The following is a 16,827-nucleotide window of genomic DNA, read 5'->3' on the forward strand; positions in this document are numbered from 1 at the left end:
TTAGCGGTTTGCACCATACTCGCGACTAATTTCTTTTGCAGCTTTTATTACCATCGCACCGAGTTCTGTAATACGATCATCGGTGATGCGTGATAAAGGGCCTGAAATCGAGATCGCGGCAAAAGCGTCTTGATGTTCATCATAAATACAGGCACCAATACACCTTAACCCCAAAGCATGCTCTTCATCATCATAAGAAAAACCTTGTTTTTTAGCCTGCTGTAAATTTTCTTTTAATGCGGAAGGATTGGTTAATGTGAATGGGGTATAGGCATGTAACCCTTTACGGCTTAGCAAAGGAACAAGTTTATCTTCAGGCAAGTTGGCGATGAAGGCTTTTCCGGCACCAGATGCATGTAAAGGAAGTTTACCACCAATAGGGGCAGACATTCTCATTAAGGCATTACACTGCACTTGGTCGACAATAACAGCATCGTACTCAGTATGGTCTAGGATGGCTAAATTAACAGTTTCCCCTGATTCATCCATTAAACGACGTAATATTGGATGAACGAGCGCTAATAAATTTCGACTTTCTAAGAAACTACTTCCAATAATAAAAGCATGAGAGGCGATGACCCACAAGCCTAGATCACCGGTTTGGCGTACAAAGCCATGCTGCTCTAATGTCATTAATAGGCGATGGGTGGTTGAATTGGGTAAACCTGCCTGTAAGGCGAGGTCGGTCAGTGCAATACCACCTGTAGATTCAGAAATATATTCCAACAATGTTAAGCCGCGACTTAATGATTGAACTTGTCCTGCAGCGGTTGCACCACTTGCTGGCCCTTTTGCTTTTTTTATCTTTCGAGTCATTGGTGCCGTTGCCATTAAGTCTCTCCTGACTGTAATTTGTTTCTATTATGAACCATATCTCCTGAAAACACTCATCGGATCAGTGAAAATCAGATCTTATGTAACCTGAAAAACTCTCATCATAACAGCGAATTTTCGAGTTAGAAGTTGTGATAGGATGTTAATCATAAAAATTTGACTTATTTCTCAATGTTCCATTTCAGGAGGGCAGTGCAGTGTCCGAAAAAGTGAATCAATTAGAACAAGAATTAAAAAAACGTATATTGGTGTTAGATGGTGCAATGGGAACAATGATCCAGCAACATAAGCTGTCGGAAGCCCAATTTAGAGGTGAGAGATTTGCTGATTGGCCTTGTGATTTAAAAGGCAATAATGATTTATTAGTACTCACCCAACCTGAAATTATTCGAGAAATACACAGTCAATACTTCGAAGCGGGTGCAGATATTGTTGAGACGAATACATTTAACTCAACATCCATTGCGATGGCTGACTATAAAATGGAAGCAATTTCCGCAGAAATTAATGAGACGGCTGCAAGGTTAGCACGTGAGTGCGCTGATGAGTGGACACGTAAAACGCCAGAACAGCCGCGTTACGTTGCAGGTGTATTGGGACCAACTAACCGTACCGCCTCAATTTCTCCAGATGTTAATGATCCTGCTTATCGAAATATTACCTTTGATCAACTAGTGGATGCCTACAGGGAGTCGACACGATCGTTAGTCAAAGGTGGTGTTGATCTGATCATGATCGAAACTATTTTTGATACTTTGAATGCGAAAGCGGCGATTTTTGCAGTTGAAACCGAGTTAGAAGCCTTAGGTATTTCATTACCTATAATGATTTCGGGTACGATCACCGACGCTTCTGGCCGTACATTATCAGGACAAACAACGGAAGCATTTTATAATTCACTGCGTCATGCGCAACCACTTTCATTTGGTTTGAACTGTGCGCTGGGGCCTGATGAGTTGCGGCAGTATATCGCTGAGTTATCTAGAATAGCGGAGTGTTATGTGAGTGCACACCCCAATGCCGGCTTACCTAATGCTTTTGGGGAGTATGACCTTGATGCACAAAATATGGCAGCTCAAATTCAGGAGTGGGCAAAGGCTGGCTTTTTGAATATTGTGGGTGGATGTTGTGGAACAACACCATTGCATATCAAAAAAATGGCAGAGGCTGTAAAAGGTCTTAGGCCTCGTCAACTCCCTGATTTATCTTTGGAATGTCGTTTATCTGGCTTAGAGCCTTTGAATATTGGCGTTAAGTCGTTGTTTGTTAACGTGGGGGAAAGAACCAACGTCACGGGGTCTGCTAAGTTCAAGCGATTGATTAAAGAAGAAAACTATCAGGAAGCCTTGGATGTTGCACGACAGCAAGTAGAAAATGGTGCACAAATCATTGATATTAATATGGATGAGGGAATGTTAGATTCCCATGCTGCCATGGTGCGCTTTTTGAATTTAATTGCGGGTGAACCGGATATTGCCCGTGTTCCTATTATGATCGATTCCTCTAAATGGGAAGTCATTGAAGCGGGTCTGAAATGCATCCAAGGTAAAGGCATCGTTAACTCCATTTCAATGAAAGAAGGCGTTGATATTTTTATCGAACACGCCAAGTTATTACGTAAATACGGCGCAGCAGTTGTCGTGATGGCGTTCGATGAAGTCGGGCAAGCAGATACCCGCGAACGTAAAATTGAGATTTGCCGACGAGCCTATCAAGTGCTGACCGAACAAGTCGGCTTTCCGCCTGAAGATATTATTTTTGATCCTAATATTTTTGCTGTTGCGACGGGTATTGAAGAACATAATAATTATGCGCTTGATTTTATTGAAGTTTGTAAGGATATAAAACAGCAGCTCCCCCATGCCATGATTTCCGGTGGTGTTTCTAACGTTTCGTTCTCATTTAGAGGAAATGACCCTGTTCGTGAAGCCATTCATGCTGTTTTCCTGTACTACGCCATTCGTAATGGCATGGATATGGGAATTGTAAATGCAGGGCAACTGGCGATTTATGATGATTTACCTATTGAATTAAAAGAAGCTGTTGAGGATGTAGTGCTCAACCGTCGTGATGATAGTACGGAACGTTTATTGGCATTAGCGGAAAAATACCGCGGTTCAGAGGGCGAAGAGCAGCAAGTTCAACAAGCACAGTGGCGTAGTTGGGAAGTCGAAAAACGCCTTGAATACGCGCTAGTAAAAGGGATCACTGAATTTATTATTCAAGATACAGAAGAAACTCGACAACGTGCTGTGAGCCCAATTGAAGTGATTGAAGGCCCTCTGATGAATGGGATGAATGTTGTCGGAGACTTGTTTGGTGAAGGGAAGATGTTTTTACCTCAGGTCGTTAAGTCTGCCCGTGTAATGAAACAAGCGGTTGCCTACTTAGAACCTTATATTCAAGAGCTTAAGCAATCAGGTAGTAGTGCCGGAAAAATTTTATTGGCAACAGTCAAAGGTGATGTACATGACATCGGTAAGAACATTGTTGGCGTCGTTTTACAGTGTAATAACTATGAGATCATCGACTTAGGCGTGATGGTGCCATGCGAGACAATTTTAAAAACGGCTCGTGAAGAAAATGTTGATATTATTGGGTTATCGGGTCTGATCACGCCATCCCTAGATGAAATGGTGCATGTTGCAAAAGAAATGGAAAGACAAGGGTTTACCTTGCCTTTATTGATTGGTGGAGCGACAACATCGAAAGCGCACACCGCAGTAAAAATTGAGCCTAACTACAGCGGCCCAACCACTTACGTACAAAATGCCTCACGTACCGTTGGGGTCGTTGCGGCATTATTATCTGAGACGCAAAAAGAGGATTTTGTTGCGCGTACTCGCCGTGAATATGACACTGTACGCCAGCAGCATGGACGTAGACGGCCGAAAACGCCACCAGTCACCCTTGATGTTGCACGTGCGAATAAAGTTGATATTGATTGGAAAAATTATCAACCACCTGTACCTAATTTCCTTGGTGTTCAAGAGGTTGGTGCGTCGATTGCCATACTACGTCACTATATCGATTGGACACCTTTCTTTATGACTTGGTCATTAGCAGGAAAATACCCACGAATTTTAGACGATGAGGTGGTAGGCTCTGAAGCACGTAAGTTGTTGAATGATGCTAATACAATGTTAGATAAGCTGGAGCAAAAAGGGCTGTTAACGCCAAAAGGTGTTTTTGGTTTGTTCCCTGCGAATCGAGTTGGTGATGATATTGAAATTTATACGAATGAGTCACGAGATAATGTTCAGGCTATTGGGCTGAACTTACGTCAACAAACGTTAAAAACAGAATTCCCTAATTATTGCCTATCAGATTTTGTGGCGCCGAAAGACAGCGGAAAACCCGATTATATCGGTGCTTTTGCGGTAACGGGGGGGTTAGAGGAAGATGTGCTGGCGGAAGAGTACGAAAGCCAACATGATGACTATAATAAAATTATGGTAAAAGCGCTGGCAGATAGACTTGCAGAGGCATTCGCCGAATATTTACATCAGCAAGTTCGTACGCAGTATTGGGGCTATGCCGCGGATGAAAACTTAAGCAACGAAGAGCTGATTCGTGAAAATTACCAAGGTATTCGTCCTGCCCCAGGTTATCCGGCTAGCCCTGAACATACAGAAAAAGAAAAAATTTGGCAGCTATTAGATGTGGAAAAGCAAATCGGTATGCAGCTAACCAGCTCTTATGCTATGTGGCCTGGGGCATCAGTTTCCGGTTGGTATTTTAGTCATCCAGAGAGTAAGTACTTTGCGGTGGCGCAATTGCAAAAAGACCAAATTGAGGATTACTCAAAGCGTAAAGGCATGTCGGTGACAGAACTTGAGCGTTGGTTGGCTCCCAATTTAGGTTATGACCCAGAGGATTAATGCAAAATCAATGTATTGATTTTTCATACATTCGGCACCATCTTATAGGTAAGAATATTAAAGGGGTCCAATGATGAGCTATGAATTTATTATTGAGGATGAACTACCGCATTCGGCTGTTTTTCCTTACCAAATCCAAAACAGTGCGGCACCCGAAACATTTATGATGAGTGAGGACGCGGTGAGTGCCATGATGAGTATTTTACAAATCATGGATAAGCTTGATACCGAAGATCAGTTGGATGAACACTGTTTTAATCAAATTTGGTTAAAAAGTGAGTTAACACCGGCAAGAGCGGAAGAGGTTTACTTGTATTTAGAGGAACGGTTTGCGGTAGAGCCACTCCCATCTGAAGAAGAAATTGCGGCTTTTCATCAAGCTCAACGTGATGAAAGTAAATTGTTATCGCAAGAAAGTCGCAAAGAAGGAATGGTCCCCGTTCATAAGTTTTCGACCAACGATGGCTGGTTAGTCACGACAAAAGAATGTGGTCTGATTGCTGAAGTGTTTTCTGCTGAGTTGGTCGGCGAAAATCATTTTGTCATTGCGCAAATTTCTGAACTTTGTAAGATTGGCCACCAAAAGTTAGCTGAGTTATTGATTGAATGGGGTAAATTTAATTTATTTGCCAGTAAACATGGCGGCTACCGAGTTAATTAATATTCTGTTTATAAAAACGTTCAGGAAGGCGGCAGTAAAATAATCATTTGCCCCTCCTGAATTTTTTATCATTTTCCTTCCATAGCATTTTTAAGCATTCTTCCCTTATGAATTATTCATCAGAATGATATGTTAGTAACATAACGCCAATTAATAGGTCATGGTGATGAATTTACATTCTTTATTGTTAATACTTTATGTGAGTGCTCTTTCTTATGCGCATGCAGAAAGCTCCGTTATCGCACCTTCCACCAAAGATAAACCTGCAAGTTTACAAACGCAGAACGCAGGGGTTGTTGTTCCCGATAAATTTAAAGAAACACTTAAGTTGGCCAATGAGGGCAATCAGGAGGCGATGGTCGATGTCGGGCTTGCCTTTATGGAGGGAACTGATTTTTTAGCTGTCAATAATAAAGAAGCTTATCGTTGGTTTAAAAAACTCTCTGACTTGAATAATACTGATGGTGACTACTATCTCGGTATGCTATTACAAAATCAGAAAAAATATAAACAAGCAGCGCATTGGTATCGCAGAGGGGCAGAAAAAGGTGATGCCTATTGCCAGTATGCGCTCGGATATTTATATGAGCACGGTGTTGGTGTAGAGCAAAACTACATGCAGGCTAAAGCGTGGTATTCCGAAGCTGCAGAGCAAGAACATGCCAATGCTCAGTTTGCAATGGGGCGATTGTATCATGACGGCCTAGGTGGTGAGGTGGACTACCAAAAAGCGCGTGAATGGTATGAAAGAAGCGCCACGAATAATATCGCCGCTGCTGTTAATAACCTTGCTGTGATGTATGAAAATGGTGAGGGTGTAGAGGCTGATGATGAAACGGCCATTTATTTGTATCGCGAAGCTGCCAATATGGGGTCAGCGGTTGCGCAAGTCAATATGGGTGATTTTTACCGGCAAGGACACCCATTGATTGAAAAAAATAGTTATCAAGCGATGTATTGGTATAAAAGAGCCGCGCAACAGAATAACCTTTCGGCACAGCTAACAATTGCTAACGCCTATGAGCAAGGAGATGGTGTTGGGAAAGATTCAGCCGAAGCCTTTACTTGGTATGAGCGTGCTGCGCAGAATGGGTCACAAGAAGCCGCAATGAAAATTGCTGAGTACTATGAAAAAGGGCTTGGTGGCGTCAAAAAAGACCCCGCTAAAGCGGTTGAGTTGTATCGAAATTTAGCTAAAGACGATAGCAGTATTGCACAAATTAAATTAGCGAAATTATATTTAGCGGGTGAGTTGAAAGAAAGGGATGTTCAACAAATTGTTGGTTGGCTGCAATTGGCGCAAAAGGATAGTGTGGAAGCGAAAAACCAGTTAGCTATTTTCTATTTAACTGGCACAGGGGTTGAGCAAAACTATCAAAAAGCACGGCAGCTCCTCGAAACGGCGGCATTTAAGAAAAACAGTGATGCGCAAAATAACCTTGCGGTGATGTATGCACGGGGGGAAGGCGGTAAAAAAAATATTTTCCGTTCGGTCATGTGGTTTGAGCGTTCGGTAGAATTAGGAAATGAAACCGCAAAACGTAACCTTTCATTATTACAACAAAATAATGGAGTGAAAGGTGCGATGTTGCAGTATACCGATGATGTCAAAGTTTCTAGTGTGAGTAAGGGAAAAATGTAATTTATTTAATAAAAAGGGTGATCAAGGCGATCACCTTTTTTGATGGTGCATTTAACTGATCGTTTTGATCACTCAAATAGATTTGAGTGTAGGGTACGCACTATCTTTTCCGCATCATCACCTGGAACGAGCAAGCAAATATTATGGCTGCTTGCGCCATAACTTATCATGCGAATATTAAAGGATTCTAAAGCGCCAAAAATTTGTTTACCCAATCCATTTACCTGCGATAGCTGGTTACCAATAATGGCGACTAACGCTAAGTGTTCTTCGACTTCAACACGACATAGTGCAGATAGCTCAGTCATCAAAGCGTTGGTGAGTAAGCTTCCGTTTGTGCCTGTTGAGCCTGTCGTATCTAAGGTTAATGCCACGCTGACCTCGGAGGTGGTAATCAAATCCACAGAGATATTGTGGCGCAGCAAAATGGTAAAGATCTCCGCTAAGAAACCTCGTGCGTGTAGCATTTTCAAGCTATGCAGTGTTAATAAGGTTTGCTTACGGCGTAATGCGAGCGCTCTGAATTGTGGTGGATTTTGCGTTTTATCACTCACAATGGTGCCACCTGCTGCTGGGTCTTTACTTGAGCCAACAAATACCGGGATACCGGCACGTACGGCTGGAAGCAGAGTGGCTGGGTGTAAAATTTTCGCCCCAAAAGTCGCCATTTCTGCGGCTTCATCAAAAGCAATTTCGTCAATACGTTGCGCATTAGGCACGACACGAGGGTCAGTGGTGTAAATACCGGGGACATCTGTCCAGATATCGACGCGAGATAAATTCAGTACTTCCGCTAAAAGCGCTGCGGTATAGTCACTACCACCCCGGCCTAGTGTCGTAGTTCGGCCTTTTTGGTCACTGCCAATAAAACCTTGGGTGATCACGACTGATTCAGCCAAACGAGGTAGAAGCTGCTGCTTAGCCAGAGCTTTTAGTTGATCTAACTCAGGTTCAGCACGACCAAAATTTTCATTGGTTCTCATGACTTTGCGGACATCAAACCACTGTGAGTTAGTATTGCGTTGGCGCAGTACTTCAACGAATAGCAATGTCGACATCAATTCCCCATGACTCACCATTTCATCAGTCAATGCATCAGAGGTTGCCAAAGAGGCGGAATCTGCCAAATGAGCAATATTATCGAGTAAGCGATTGATCTCTTCACGAATAACGTCAGCTGTTTGAAGGTTATCAATAATAGCATATTGAATATCCTTAACTTTTTGCAGTAGTTCATTGCGTTTATCAGTATCACAGCCTTCGGCAAGTTCGATCAGTAAGTTGGTGATCCCTGCGGAGGCAGAAAGCACAACGACGCGAACATTTGGGTTGGAAAGAACGATATTCGCGCTGTGGTTCATTGCCTCAAAATTGGCGACACTAGTGCCGCCAAATTTTGCGATAACAAACGGGTTGTTGTCTGATAAAGACGCTGTGGTATTCATGGAGTCAATCCCTTTGGTTAAGCCTATTTATATATAGATTTATCGGGTTAATAGGATTGCGTCAATCAAGAATCGAGGTAAATCAGTAATTCTAATGATAGGTAATTTATTATCGGTTTTCTCAATACCTCTTGTCTGATTAATCAAAGGGACAAGCTATATTGAATTTCAGTATTTCAGAGAAAATGTTAATTAAGTCTGGAAAAATTGGGCAGAATTGGGGAATATCAGTATAACGCAGAAAACCGATAAGTCTCGTTTCCTTGACGAGGTACAATCTATTTCTATTTAAAATTATTTGGAGAGTGTTATCCATGAGAAGTATTAATCCAAGCCAAACGGCTGCATGGCGGGCGCTAGAGCAACATTTTGCGCAAATGAAAGATGTCCATATGCGTGATTTGTTTGCAAAGGATAAAGACCGCTTTACAAAATTTTCAGCAACGTTCGATAATCAAATCTTAGTGGACTTCTCCAAAAATAGAATAACACAAGAAACCTTAGAACACCTGCTAGCACTCGCGAAAGAAACTGAGTTAGAGAACGCGATTAATAGCATGTTCAAAGGTGAAAAAATTAACCGTACTGAAGACCGTGCGGTCTTGCATACGGCATTGCGTAACCGCGATAACACCCCTGTTTATGTTGATGGCAAAGATGTGATGCCGGATGTGAATGCGGTGCTGGAAAAAATGCAGCAATTTAGCCAGCGCATCATTAGTGGTGAGTGGAAAGGGTATACCGGTAAAGCGATAACCGATGTTGTTAACATTGGTATTGGCGGTTCTGACCTTGGGCCATTTATGGTGACCGAAGCTTTGCGTCCTTATAAAAACCACTTAAATATGCATTTTGTTTCGAACGTGGACGGCACGCAAATAGCTGAAACACTGAAAGTGCTAAACCCAGAAACGACACTATTTTTAATCGCGTCGAAAACCTTCACAACCCAAGAGACTATGACCAATGCACATTCCGCTCGTGATTGGTTACTGGCCTCTGCCAAAGATGAAAAGCATATTGCAAAGCACTTTGTTGCGTTATCAACTAATAGTGAAGAAGTGGCTAAGTTTGGTATTGATACCAATAATATGTTTGAATTCTGGGATTGGGTTGGTGGCCGTTATTCTTTATGGTCAGCGATCGGTTTATCAATTATTTTATCTGTGGGTTTTGATAATTTTGTCCAATTATTGAGTGGTGCTCATGCAATGGATAAACATTTCACCCAAACACCACTCGAAAAAAATATTCCTGTATTGTTGGGCTTGATTGGCATTTGGTACAACAATTTTTTTGAATCCGAAACTGAAGCGATTCTGCCATATGATCAATATATGCATCGCTTTGCAGCATACTTCCAACAAGGCAATATGGAGTCTAACGGCAAATATATTGGTCGAGATGGAAAGCCTGTTTCTTATCAAACGGGACCGATTATTTGGGGTGAGCCGGGTACGAATGGGCAGCATGCGTTTTACCAGTTGATTCACCAAGGGACTAAGATGATCCCATGTGACTTCATCGCACCTGTGGCGACACATAATCCATTAGGGGATCACCATGAAAAGCTTTTATCTAACTTCTTTGCACAAACAGAAGCGTTAGCCTTTGGTAAGACACGTGAAGTTGTCGATGCTGAATTTGCGGCACAAGGTAAAACAGTTGCTGACATGGAGTATGTGGCACCTTATAAAGTATTTGAAGGAAACCGTCCGACTAACTCTATCTTATTGAAATCAATAACGCCTTATTCACTGGGGGCTTTGATTGCGATGTATGAGCACAAGATCTTCACTCAAGGGGCAATTTTGAATATCTTCACTTTTGACCAATGGGGCGTAGAGTTAGGTAAGCAATTAGCAAGCCGTATTTTGCCTGAGCTAGAAAATAATGACTCGGTGAACAGCCACGACAGTTCGACCAATGGTTTAATTAATAGCTATAAAGCATGGCGTTAATACTTAGCATTTCAATATGATAATAATCAGGCGGGAGGAGAAGCATAGCCTCCTTGCCTGATATGAATAAATCATTTCGATGTTAATAAATTTTATTATCATTGTAACTTGTTAGTAAATAAAAAATTTTTCACTATTTTTTTACATTTTGTGTTGAATATGTGACTTTTTATATAAATTGTTAGCTAACTTTTACCTTGCAGTAAAACAACGTGATATCCTACCGCCTAAGAAATACAGTAAATCATAACCATGTTATCTATGGTGGAAATTCAAGTAATGGATGAAACACTATTTACCTCTCAACCAATTCAGTGGCTGGCGGAGGATAATGAAATAGTTCCTGCCAATACGTTAGATTGGTTGTTAGAACTAGGGTCCATGACAAAACGTTTTGAGCAGTATAGCCAACAGGTTACCGTAGTACCTTATTTAGAACGCTATGTCTCGCAAGAAATGTTGAGTGAGGAAGAAGCGCAATCTTTACCGAACAGTCGACGCTATTGGGTGAGAGAAGTGGTCATGTATGGGGATGGTATTCCTTGGCTACTGGGTAGGACTATCATTCCTGATGAAACATTAACGGATGATGACCAACAATTAGTGAATATTGGCAGAATGCCTCTAGGCCGTTATTTGTTTAGTCGTGATAGTTTAACGCGTGATTACATCCATATTGGTTCTTGTGCAAATCGCTGGGTTCGTCGTTCGCGATTAAGGCTATCGGATAAACCTTTGTTATTAACCGAAATATTTTTACCTGAATCACCTGCATATCGTTAATTATCCTAAATATTTTAAATTATCAGTGGCTTGCGAATACGCTATATCAACAAATACAAATCAGTGATTTGCAACATTGGGTGGTGTGAACATATACCCATTTTGAAGTATGATGGAACAAGAAAAGGAGCACGACAAAGTGGAGGGAAGTATGACGCTAAGTAAATGGCATGCATACAGCCGTTTAATGCGTATTGATAGACCCATTGGTTCACTGTTGCTACTGTGGCCGACGTATTGGGCACTATGGATTGCAGCTCAAAGTACACCAAGCCTACATATATTGATTGTATTTACTGCTGGTGTGTTTTTTATGCGTGCCGCAGGATGTGTGATCAACGATTTTGCTGACCGTCATTTTGATGGTCATGTAGAGCGAACAAAGCATCGCCCACTTCCAAGTGGTGATGTGACTGAAAAAGAAGCAAAAATATTGTTTGCGGGTTTGGTTGGTCTTTCTTTCTTATTGGTTTTAACACTCAATTCAATGACGATTTGGCTGTCTATTGCTGCATTGGCTTTAGCATGGATTTATCCATTTGTTAAAAGAGTCAGTCATTTACCTCAAGTAGTGTTAGGCGCTGCATTTGGCTGGTCTATCCCAATGTCATTTTCTGCTGTGGGTGAAAGCTTACCTTTGGTGTGTTGGTTGCTCTTTTTGGTCAATATTATTTGGTCAGTGATTTATGATACCCAGTATGCCATGGTTGATCGCAATGATGATTTAAAAATTGGAGTGAAATCGACCGCCATTTTATTTGGTCAATATGACAAGCTCATTATTGGTTTGTTGCAGCTAATCATGGTGGGGCTACTCGTGGCTATTGGCCCATTGGCCGGTTTAGGAAAGCTCTATTATTTTTCTTTGGTGCTGGTTGCAGGTCTGTTTATCTATCAGCAACAATTAATGGTAAATCGTGAACGTGCGCCGTGCTTCAAGGCGTTTATGAACAATAACTTTGTTGGTTTGATTCTATTTATTGGGATTGTGGTGAGTTATTTCTAATAAGCGACAGAAATGCGTTATAGCAAGAAAAAGAGGTCATGTTAAATAACATGACCTCTTTTTTTAGAGAGATAAAGCCAACTTAGTCGTTTGTTTGTTCAGTGACTTGGGCTTTTTCGTCTGTTGACGCGGCTTTCTTAGTTTCTGAAAGTTCATCTGTTTGGCTAACACTTTCAATCGTTAAGCGGATTTCTGGTGACATCAAACGCGCTAGCACGGCATAGAGTTTTTGGGCATTGGTCGTAAAGATATTATTTTCATTATTATCGATGTAACCTTCTTCTCTGAGGGTCTCGACAAGCGTTGAAAATACAGCTTTATCAAAGAACTCTGGTGCATTAATACCGTGGAGGACTGAAAGACGCTGTGCAAGAATGCGGCTCTCTTTTTCTAATGTATTACGGCTGATTTCAGGGCTAGCGTTGAGTAACGACAGTGTGATCGCATAGCGTTGTAATGTTTCTCTCACACCTGCGGCTAAGAGTTGTAACGGACGAATACGGCAAGGGTTTAGCACCGCCATATCTTCTTCTCTTAAGCAAATTAGCTTTTGGTTATTCAACTCATCAATGAGTGTATCAACGGTTTCATGCAGCTGTTCGTTGTCATAACGCATGAACAATTCTGCTTTTAAGAATGGATAGATTTGGCTCACTTGATGGTGAATGTCTTGGCGGCTAATGTGTTCGTGGTGCAAAACAATACTGGAGATTAACGATGGCAATACCAATAAATGATGGATATTGTTGCGATAATAGGTCATTAAGACGGCGTTTTCACGAGGAAGAATAATAATATCCCCCATACTGTCTTTTTCGACCTCAAACTTATCCATTTGCAAAGCATGTTCTAATAGCTGCTGTGCAGTTTTATTTGGTGTTGTTGCATCGGCGGTGTATGGCACGTTGCGCAATAATTGCAGATAACAATCGACCTGCTCAATTAACTGTTCACGGGTTAATGAACGTTGACGTGAAGCCAATAATGCGGTTGCACATAGGTTTATCGCGTTGGCAGCTGCGGCATTGTTAATATTTACCATGATGTCATCGGCTAATGAACTGACCGTTGGATTTAGCCAAGAGGGGCGTTGCGGTTCAATAGGGTCGATAGACTCGCGCCAATCAGGAACACGTTGGTTTAGGTAATGAGGTAACGAAATTGGTTGCCCAAAGTTGACATACCCTTGACCAAGGTTACGTAACTTACGCAAACCGCGAACCATCGAGAAAAAACCTTCTTTCTCCTTTTCTGCGCCACGTAGCTCTTTTGCGTAAGTTCCTACTTCCATGACATGCTCATACCCGATATAGATAGGGACGATGGTGATAGGACGAGAGTCACCGCGCAACATGGCTTGCAGTGTCATAGAAAGGGTACCCGTTTTGGGTTGCAGCAAACGACCTGTACGTGAACGACCACCTTCCACAAAATATTCGATAGAATACCCGCGTGCAAATAACTCACTTAAATACTCACGGAAAATCGTTGAATATAGCTTGTTACCCTTGAAGGTACGGCGAATAAAGAATGCACCTAAGCGGCGGAAAATCGGGCCTGCAGGCCAGAAGTTCAGGTTGATCCCAGCGGCTATATGCGGAGGAACAAGCCCTTGGTGATAGAGCACATAGGAAAGAAGTAGGTAGTCCATATGGCTGCGATGTGATGGTACATAGACAATTTCATGGCCATCTTGTGCAAGTTGACGAACACGCTCAGCATGTTGAACATTAATACCTTGATAGAGGCGGTTCCATGTCCAACTGAGCACCCTATCGGTTAAGCGTACAGCTTCATAGGAAAAGTTAGCCGCAATTTCTTCCATCATATTGACGGCGTTTTGTTGCGCTTTTTTCAGTGGGATTTTTTTTGTGCGAGCTTCGTCTTCAACCGCTTTCTCAATGGCTTTTGAAGTAAGTAACTTATTAAATAGCTCATAACGTGCTGGTAGTTTTGGGCCTACAGCAGCAAGGCGTTGACGTGAATAGTGGATACGAGCAACGCGGGCGAGCTTATTGGCAATAATGGTGTCTGTGCCGTGATCCTGCGCCATTTTACCAATGGAGACGAAAGGGGATAAGCGCACGAAGCTATCGCGCCCTAACCACAGGATAGCAAAGAATTTTTGCACACCATTTAACAGCTTCAGTGGTGGTGCTGGCGTATGACCTTCACGCCCTGGTGAGCGACCAAACATAACGGAAGCGGGTAGCATTTGAATATCGAGATTTGGATTGTTTTTATGCAAATCTAAATAAGCATGGAATGTTTTTACTGAATCTTTGCGAGGATCTGGTGAATAATAGCGAAAAACGCGTGGGCCATCATCGATAAAAACATAAGCGGGAAGTTTGGTTCCATTGATGTCGTTATCAATCAAAGGGTCAGGCAGACCGATAGCCAAACATTGATGACGTAGCGTTAGAAGGTCGGACTTTGAGTGATAAGGCAATACATAGAGCGTTGGCCGATTCGTATCAAGCTGCAACTCAGTAATTGGGTCCGAAGGTATTAGTTTACTTTTTACCAATAATTTAAGTGGTAAATTCAACGTGTTGTAATATATTTTACGCCATAGTGACATAAATGATTATAGCCTCTTGTTAACAATGCGGTGCAATCATACCAGAAAGACATTGGTAGATCTGTTACTGACAATTCACTTTGACCGTAAAAATCGATAATTGTTTGCATTTTTTAAGGAATAAATATGGCAAGTCAAACCAAAGGGTTCACACGAGTGATTAAAGCTGCGGGGTATTCCTTAAAGGGTTTAAAAGCGGCTTGGGTAAATGAAGCTGCATTTCGTCAAGAGTCAGTGGCTGCAGTTATTGCCATTATTATCGCATTTTGCTTAGATATCAGCTATGTAGATAGAATTTTATTGATTAGCTCTGTCGTGCTGGTGGCTGTAGTAGAGTTACTTAACAGTGCCATAGAGGCGGTGGTTGACCGCATTGGTAGCGAGTACCATGAACTTTCTGGTCGTGCAAAAGATATTGGCTCAGCTGCGGTATTCGTGAGTATTGGATTGGCATTGTTTATTTGGGCGTTGGTTTTATGGCAGCGTTATTTTGCGAGTTAACCTGTTTAACAGCATAAAATGAATGTAAAGAAAGTAAATCGATAACAAATGCGGAAATTGAGTGATTTAACTGTTCCAAATCTTCATTTACCTGTATATACTCACAGCTTGACTGTATAAACAAACAGGGGAACGGAATGAAAGCACTGACGGCTCGACAACAGCAGGTTTACGATCTGGTGCGTGATCATATTTCGCAGACAGGTATGCCTCCAACACGTGCTGAGATAGCAGCAAGCCTTGGCTTTCGTTCGCCTAATGCGGCAGAAGAACATTTAAAGGCTTTGGCTCGTAAAGGGGTTATTGAGATTGTTTCGGGTGCATCTCGGGGTATCCGTCTACTTCTTGAAGAAGAAAATGAAGATCAGGGGTTACCTCTGATTGGCCGCGTCGCCGCAGGCGAACCATTATTGGCGCAAGAGCATATCGAAAGTCATTATCAAGTTGACCCAGAATTATTTAAACCTCATGCGGATTTTTTATTGCGCGTAAATGGGATGTCAATGAAAGATATTGGTATTATGGACGGTGATTTATTGGCTGTACATAAAACACAAAATGCACATAATGGCCAAGTTATCGTTGCACGTATTGATGATGAAGTGACTGTTAAACGTTTTAAACAACAAGGGAATCGTGTTGAGTTAATCGCTGAAAACCCTGAATTTGCACCAATTATTGTAGATTTACGTGAACAAAGCTTCACCATTGAAGGTTTAGCTGTTGGTGTTATCCGTAATAGTGATTGGTATTAGTTTTTAGAATATCAGGTGCGATAGGCTTGATGGCGTTGTAATTGTTGGCAGATTTCATTTATTTTTAGAGATCTGCCGCGATGCGACCTTTCTTTTGATTAAGTCATTTTTTCTTTATGGTGATCGGTTGTTGATGGTTATGACCACAATGTGCGTGGTCTTGGCAACTATCAATCTCATCGCAATTTTTACATAAACCGTGGTTTTCAACGACAGTATGTTTCAAATGAAACTGATGTTTCTCTGCTAAGCTGATAATTGCAGCTTCTATTATGGTGCAATCACTTTCTGTGACACTTCCACAATGATCACAAATTAACATCACAGAGGTATGGCTTGGGTTGTCAAAATGGTGACAAACAACGTAGCTATTTGTTGACTCGATTTTGTGGATAAACCCTTGTTCCATTAAAAATTCAAGCCCTCGGTAAACCGTAGGTGGCTTAGCTTGCGGCTCTATCTCTCGCAGCAAATCGAGTAAATCATAAGCGCTGATAGCACCATGCTGTTGCGCAATAAGGCGTAATACTGTTTCTCTTTGTGGAGTCAATCTTACGCCTCTTGATTGGCAAATCTGCTCTGCCATCGCAAGTACTTTCTGTTCACTCATTTTTTTCATTGTACTGAGCCTACCTAGAAAAATGCATATATTCACTAGCTCCAAGTCTATCACAGTTTTTTGATCTTTAGAGTGCGAGGAAAAAATGGATTGTGAGCAAAAATTCAGCCTAATTCATTTTTTGATTTGTTAAAGGGAGAGATTGGCCTTTTTAT

General features: G+C 41.7%; 12 protein-coding genes. 8 read left to right on the forward strand and 4 right to left on the reverse strand.

Annotated features, from left to right (window positions below):
• On the reverse strand, window positions 1–831 hold the full coding sequence (gene iclR / locus ACLPIE_RS18120) for a glyoxylate bypass operon transcriptional repressor IclR (protein ID WP_430263089.1): 831 nt from the start codon (window positions 829–831) through the stop codon (window positions 1–3).
• Window positions 832–1,031: 200 nt separating this feature from the next.
• Between iclR and metH the strand changes: the two genes are divergently transcribed.
• The 3 genes from metH (at window position 1,032) to ACLPIE_RS18135 (ending at window position 7,018) form a co-directional block, all read left to right on the forward strand.
• Window positions 1,032–4,715: a methionine synthase gene (gene metH, locus ACLPIE_RS18125; protein ID WP_430263090.1), complete on the forward strand. Its 3,684-nt coding sequence runs from the start codon at window positions 1,032–1,034 to the stop codon at window positions 4,713–4,715.
• 70 nt (window positions 4,716–4,785) lie between these two features.
• Window positions 4,786–5,376: a hypothetical protein gene (locus ACLPIE_RS18130; RefSeq protein WP_430263091.1), complete on the forward strand. Its 591-nt coding sequence runs from the start codon at window positions 4,786–4,788 to the stop codon at window positions 5,374–5,376.
• Between the two features lie 166 nt (window positions 5,377–5,542).
• Window positions 5,543–7,018 (forward strand): SEL1-like repeat protein, encoded by a 1,476-nt coding sequence (locus ACLPIE_RS18135; protein ID WP_430263092.1) that lies wholly within the window; start codon window positions 5,543–5,545, stop codon window positions 7,016–7,018.
• 68 nt (window positions 7,019–7,086) lie between these two features.
• On the opposite strand, the gene lysC is transcribed toward ACLPIE_RS18135, so the two are convergent.
• Window positions 7,087–8,463, reverse strand: coding sequence for a lysine-sensitive aspartokinase 3 (lysC, locus tag ACLPIE_RS18140; protein ID WP_430263093.1), 1,377 nt, complete (start codon window positions 8,461–8,463; stop codon window positions 7,087–7,089).
• 314 nt (window positions 8,464–8,777) lie between these two features.
• Between lysC and pgi the strand changes: the two genes are divergently transcribed.
• The 3 genes from pgi (at window position 8,778) to ubiA (ending at window position 12,213) form a co-directional block, all read left to right on the forward strand.
• Window positions 8,778–10,424 carry a glucose-6-phosphate isomerase gene (pgi, locus tag ACLPIE_RS18145; protein WP_430263094.1) on the forward strand — a complete coding sequence of 549 codons (1,647 nt, stop codon included), beginning with the start codon at window positions 8,778–8,780 and terminating at the stop codon, window positions 10,422–10,424.
• A gap of 279 nt (window positions 10,425–10,703) precedes the next feature.
• Window positions 10,704–11,207 carry a chorismate lyase gene (gene ubiC, locus ACLPIE_RS18150; RefSeq protein WP_430263095.1) on the forward strand — a complete coding sequence of 168 codons (504 nt, stop codon included), beginning with the start codon at window positions 10,704–10,706 and terminating at the stop codon, window positions 11,205–11,207.
• Window positions 11,208–11,358: 151 nt separating this feature from the next.
• Entirely contained in the window at window positions 11,359–12,213 is an 855-nt protein-coding gene (gene ubiA, locus ACLPIE_RS18155; protein ID WP_430263096.1) for a 4-hydroxybenzoate octaprenyltransferase, read from the forward strand.
• Between the two features lie 82 nt (window positions 12,214–12,295).
• Here ubiA and plsB read toward each other — a convergent pair whose 3' ends face one another.
• The gene (gene plsB, locus ACLPIE_RS18160; protein ID WP_430263097.1) at window positions 12,296–14,797 is read right to left on the reverse strand and encodes a glycerol-3-phosphate 1-O-acyltransferase PlsB; all 2,502 of its coding nucleotides are present in this window, start codon (window positions 14,795–14,797) and stop codon (window positions 12,296–12,298) included.
• 126 nt (window positions 14,798–14,923) lie between these two features.
• Between plsB and ACLPIE_RS18165 the strand changes: the two genes are divergently transcribed.
• Together ACLPIE_RS18165 and lexA are read left to right on the forward strand one after the other, a co-directional pair.
• Window positions 14,924–15,298: a diacylglycerol kinase gene (locus tag ACLPIE_RS18165; protein ID WP_430263098.1), complete on the forward strand. Its 375-nt coding sequence runs from the start codon at window positions 14,924–14,926 to the stop codon at window positions 15,296–15,298.
• 137 nt (window positions 15,299–15,435) lie between these two features.
• A complete protein-coding gene (gene lexA, locus ACLPIE_RS18170) occupies window positions 15,436–16,053 on the forward strand; it encodes a transcriptional repressor LexA (RefSeq protein WP_430263099.1) in 618 nt (205 codons plus the stop codon).
• A 103-nt stretch (window positions 16,054–16,156) separates the two neighbouring features.
• Here lexA and zur read toward each other — a convergent pair whose 3' ends face one another.
• Window positions 16,157–16,672, reverse strand: coding sequence for a zinc uptake transcriptional repressor Zur (gene zur, locus ACLPIE_RS18175; protein WP_430263100.1), 516 nt, complete (start codon window positions 16,670–16,672; stop codon window positions 16,157–16,159).
• Window positions 16,673–16,827 lie beyond the last annotated feature (155 nt).

Origin of the sequence: Providencia sp. Me31A, assembly GCF_050487165.1 — a bacterium.
In the GTDB taxonomy this organism is placed as follows: domain Bacteria; phylum Pseudomonadota; class Gammaproteobacteria; order Enterobacterales; family Enterobacteriaceae; genus Providencia.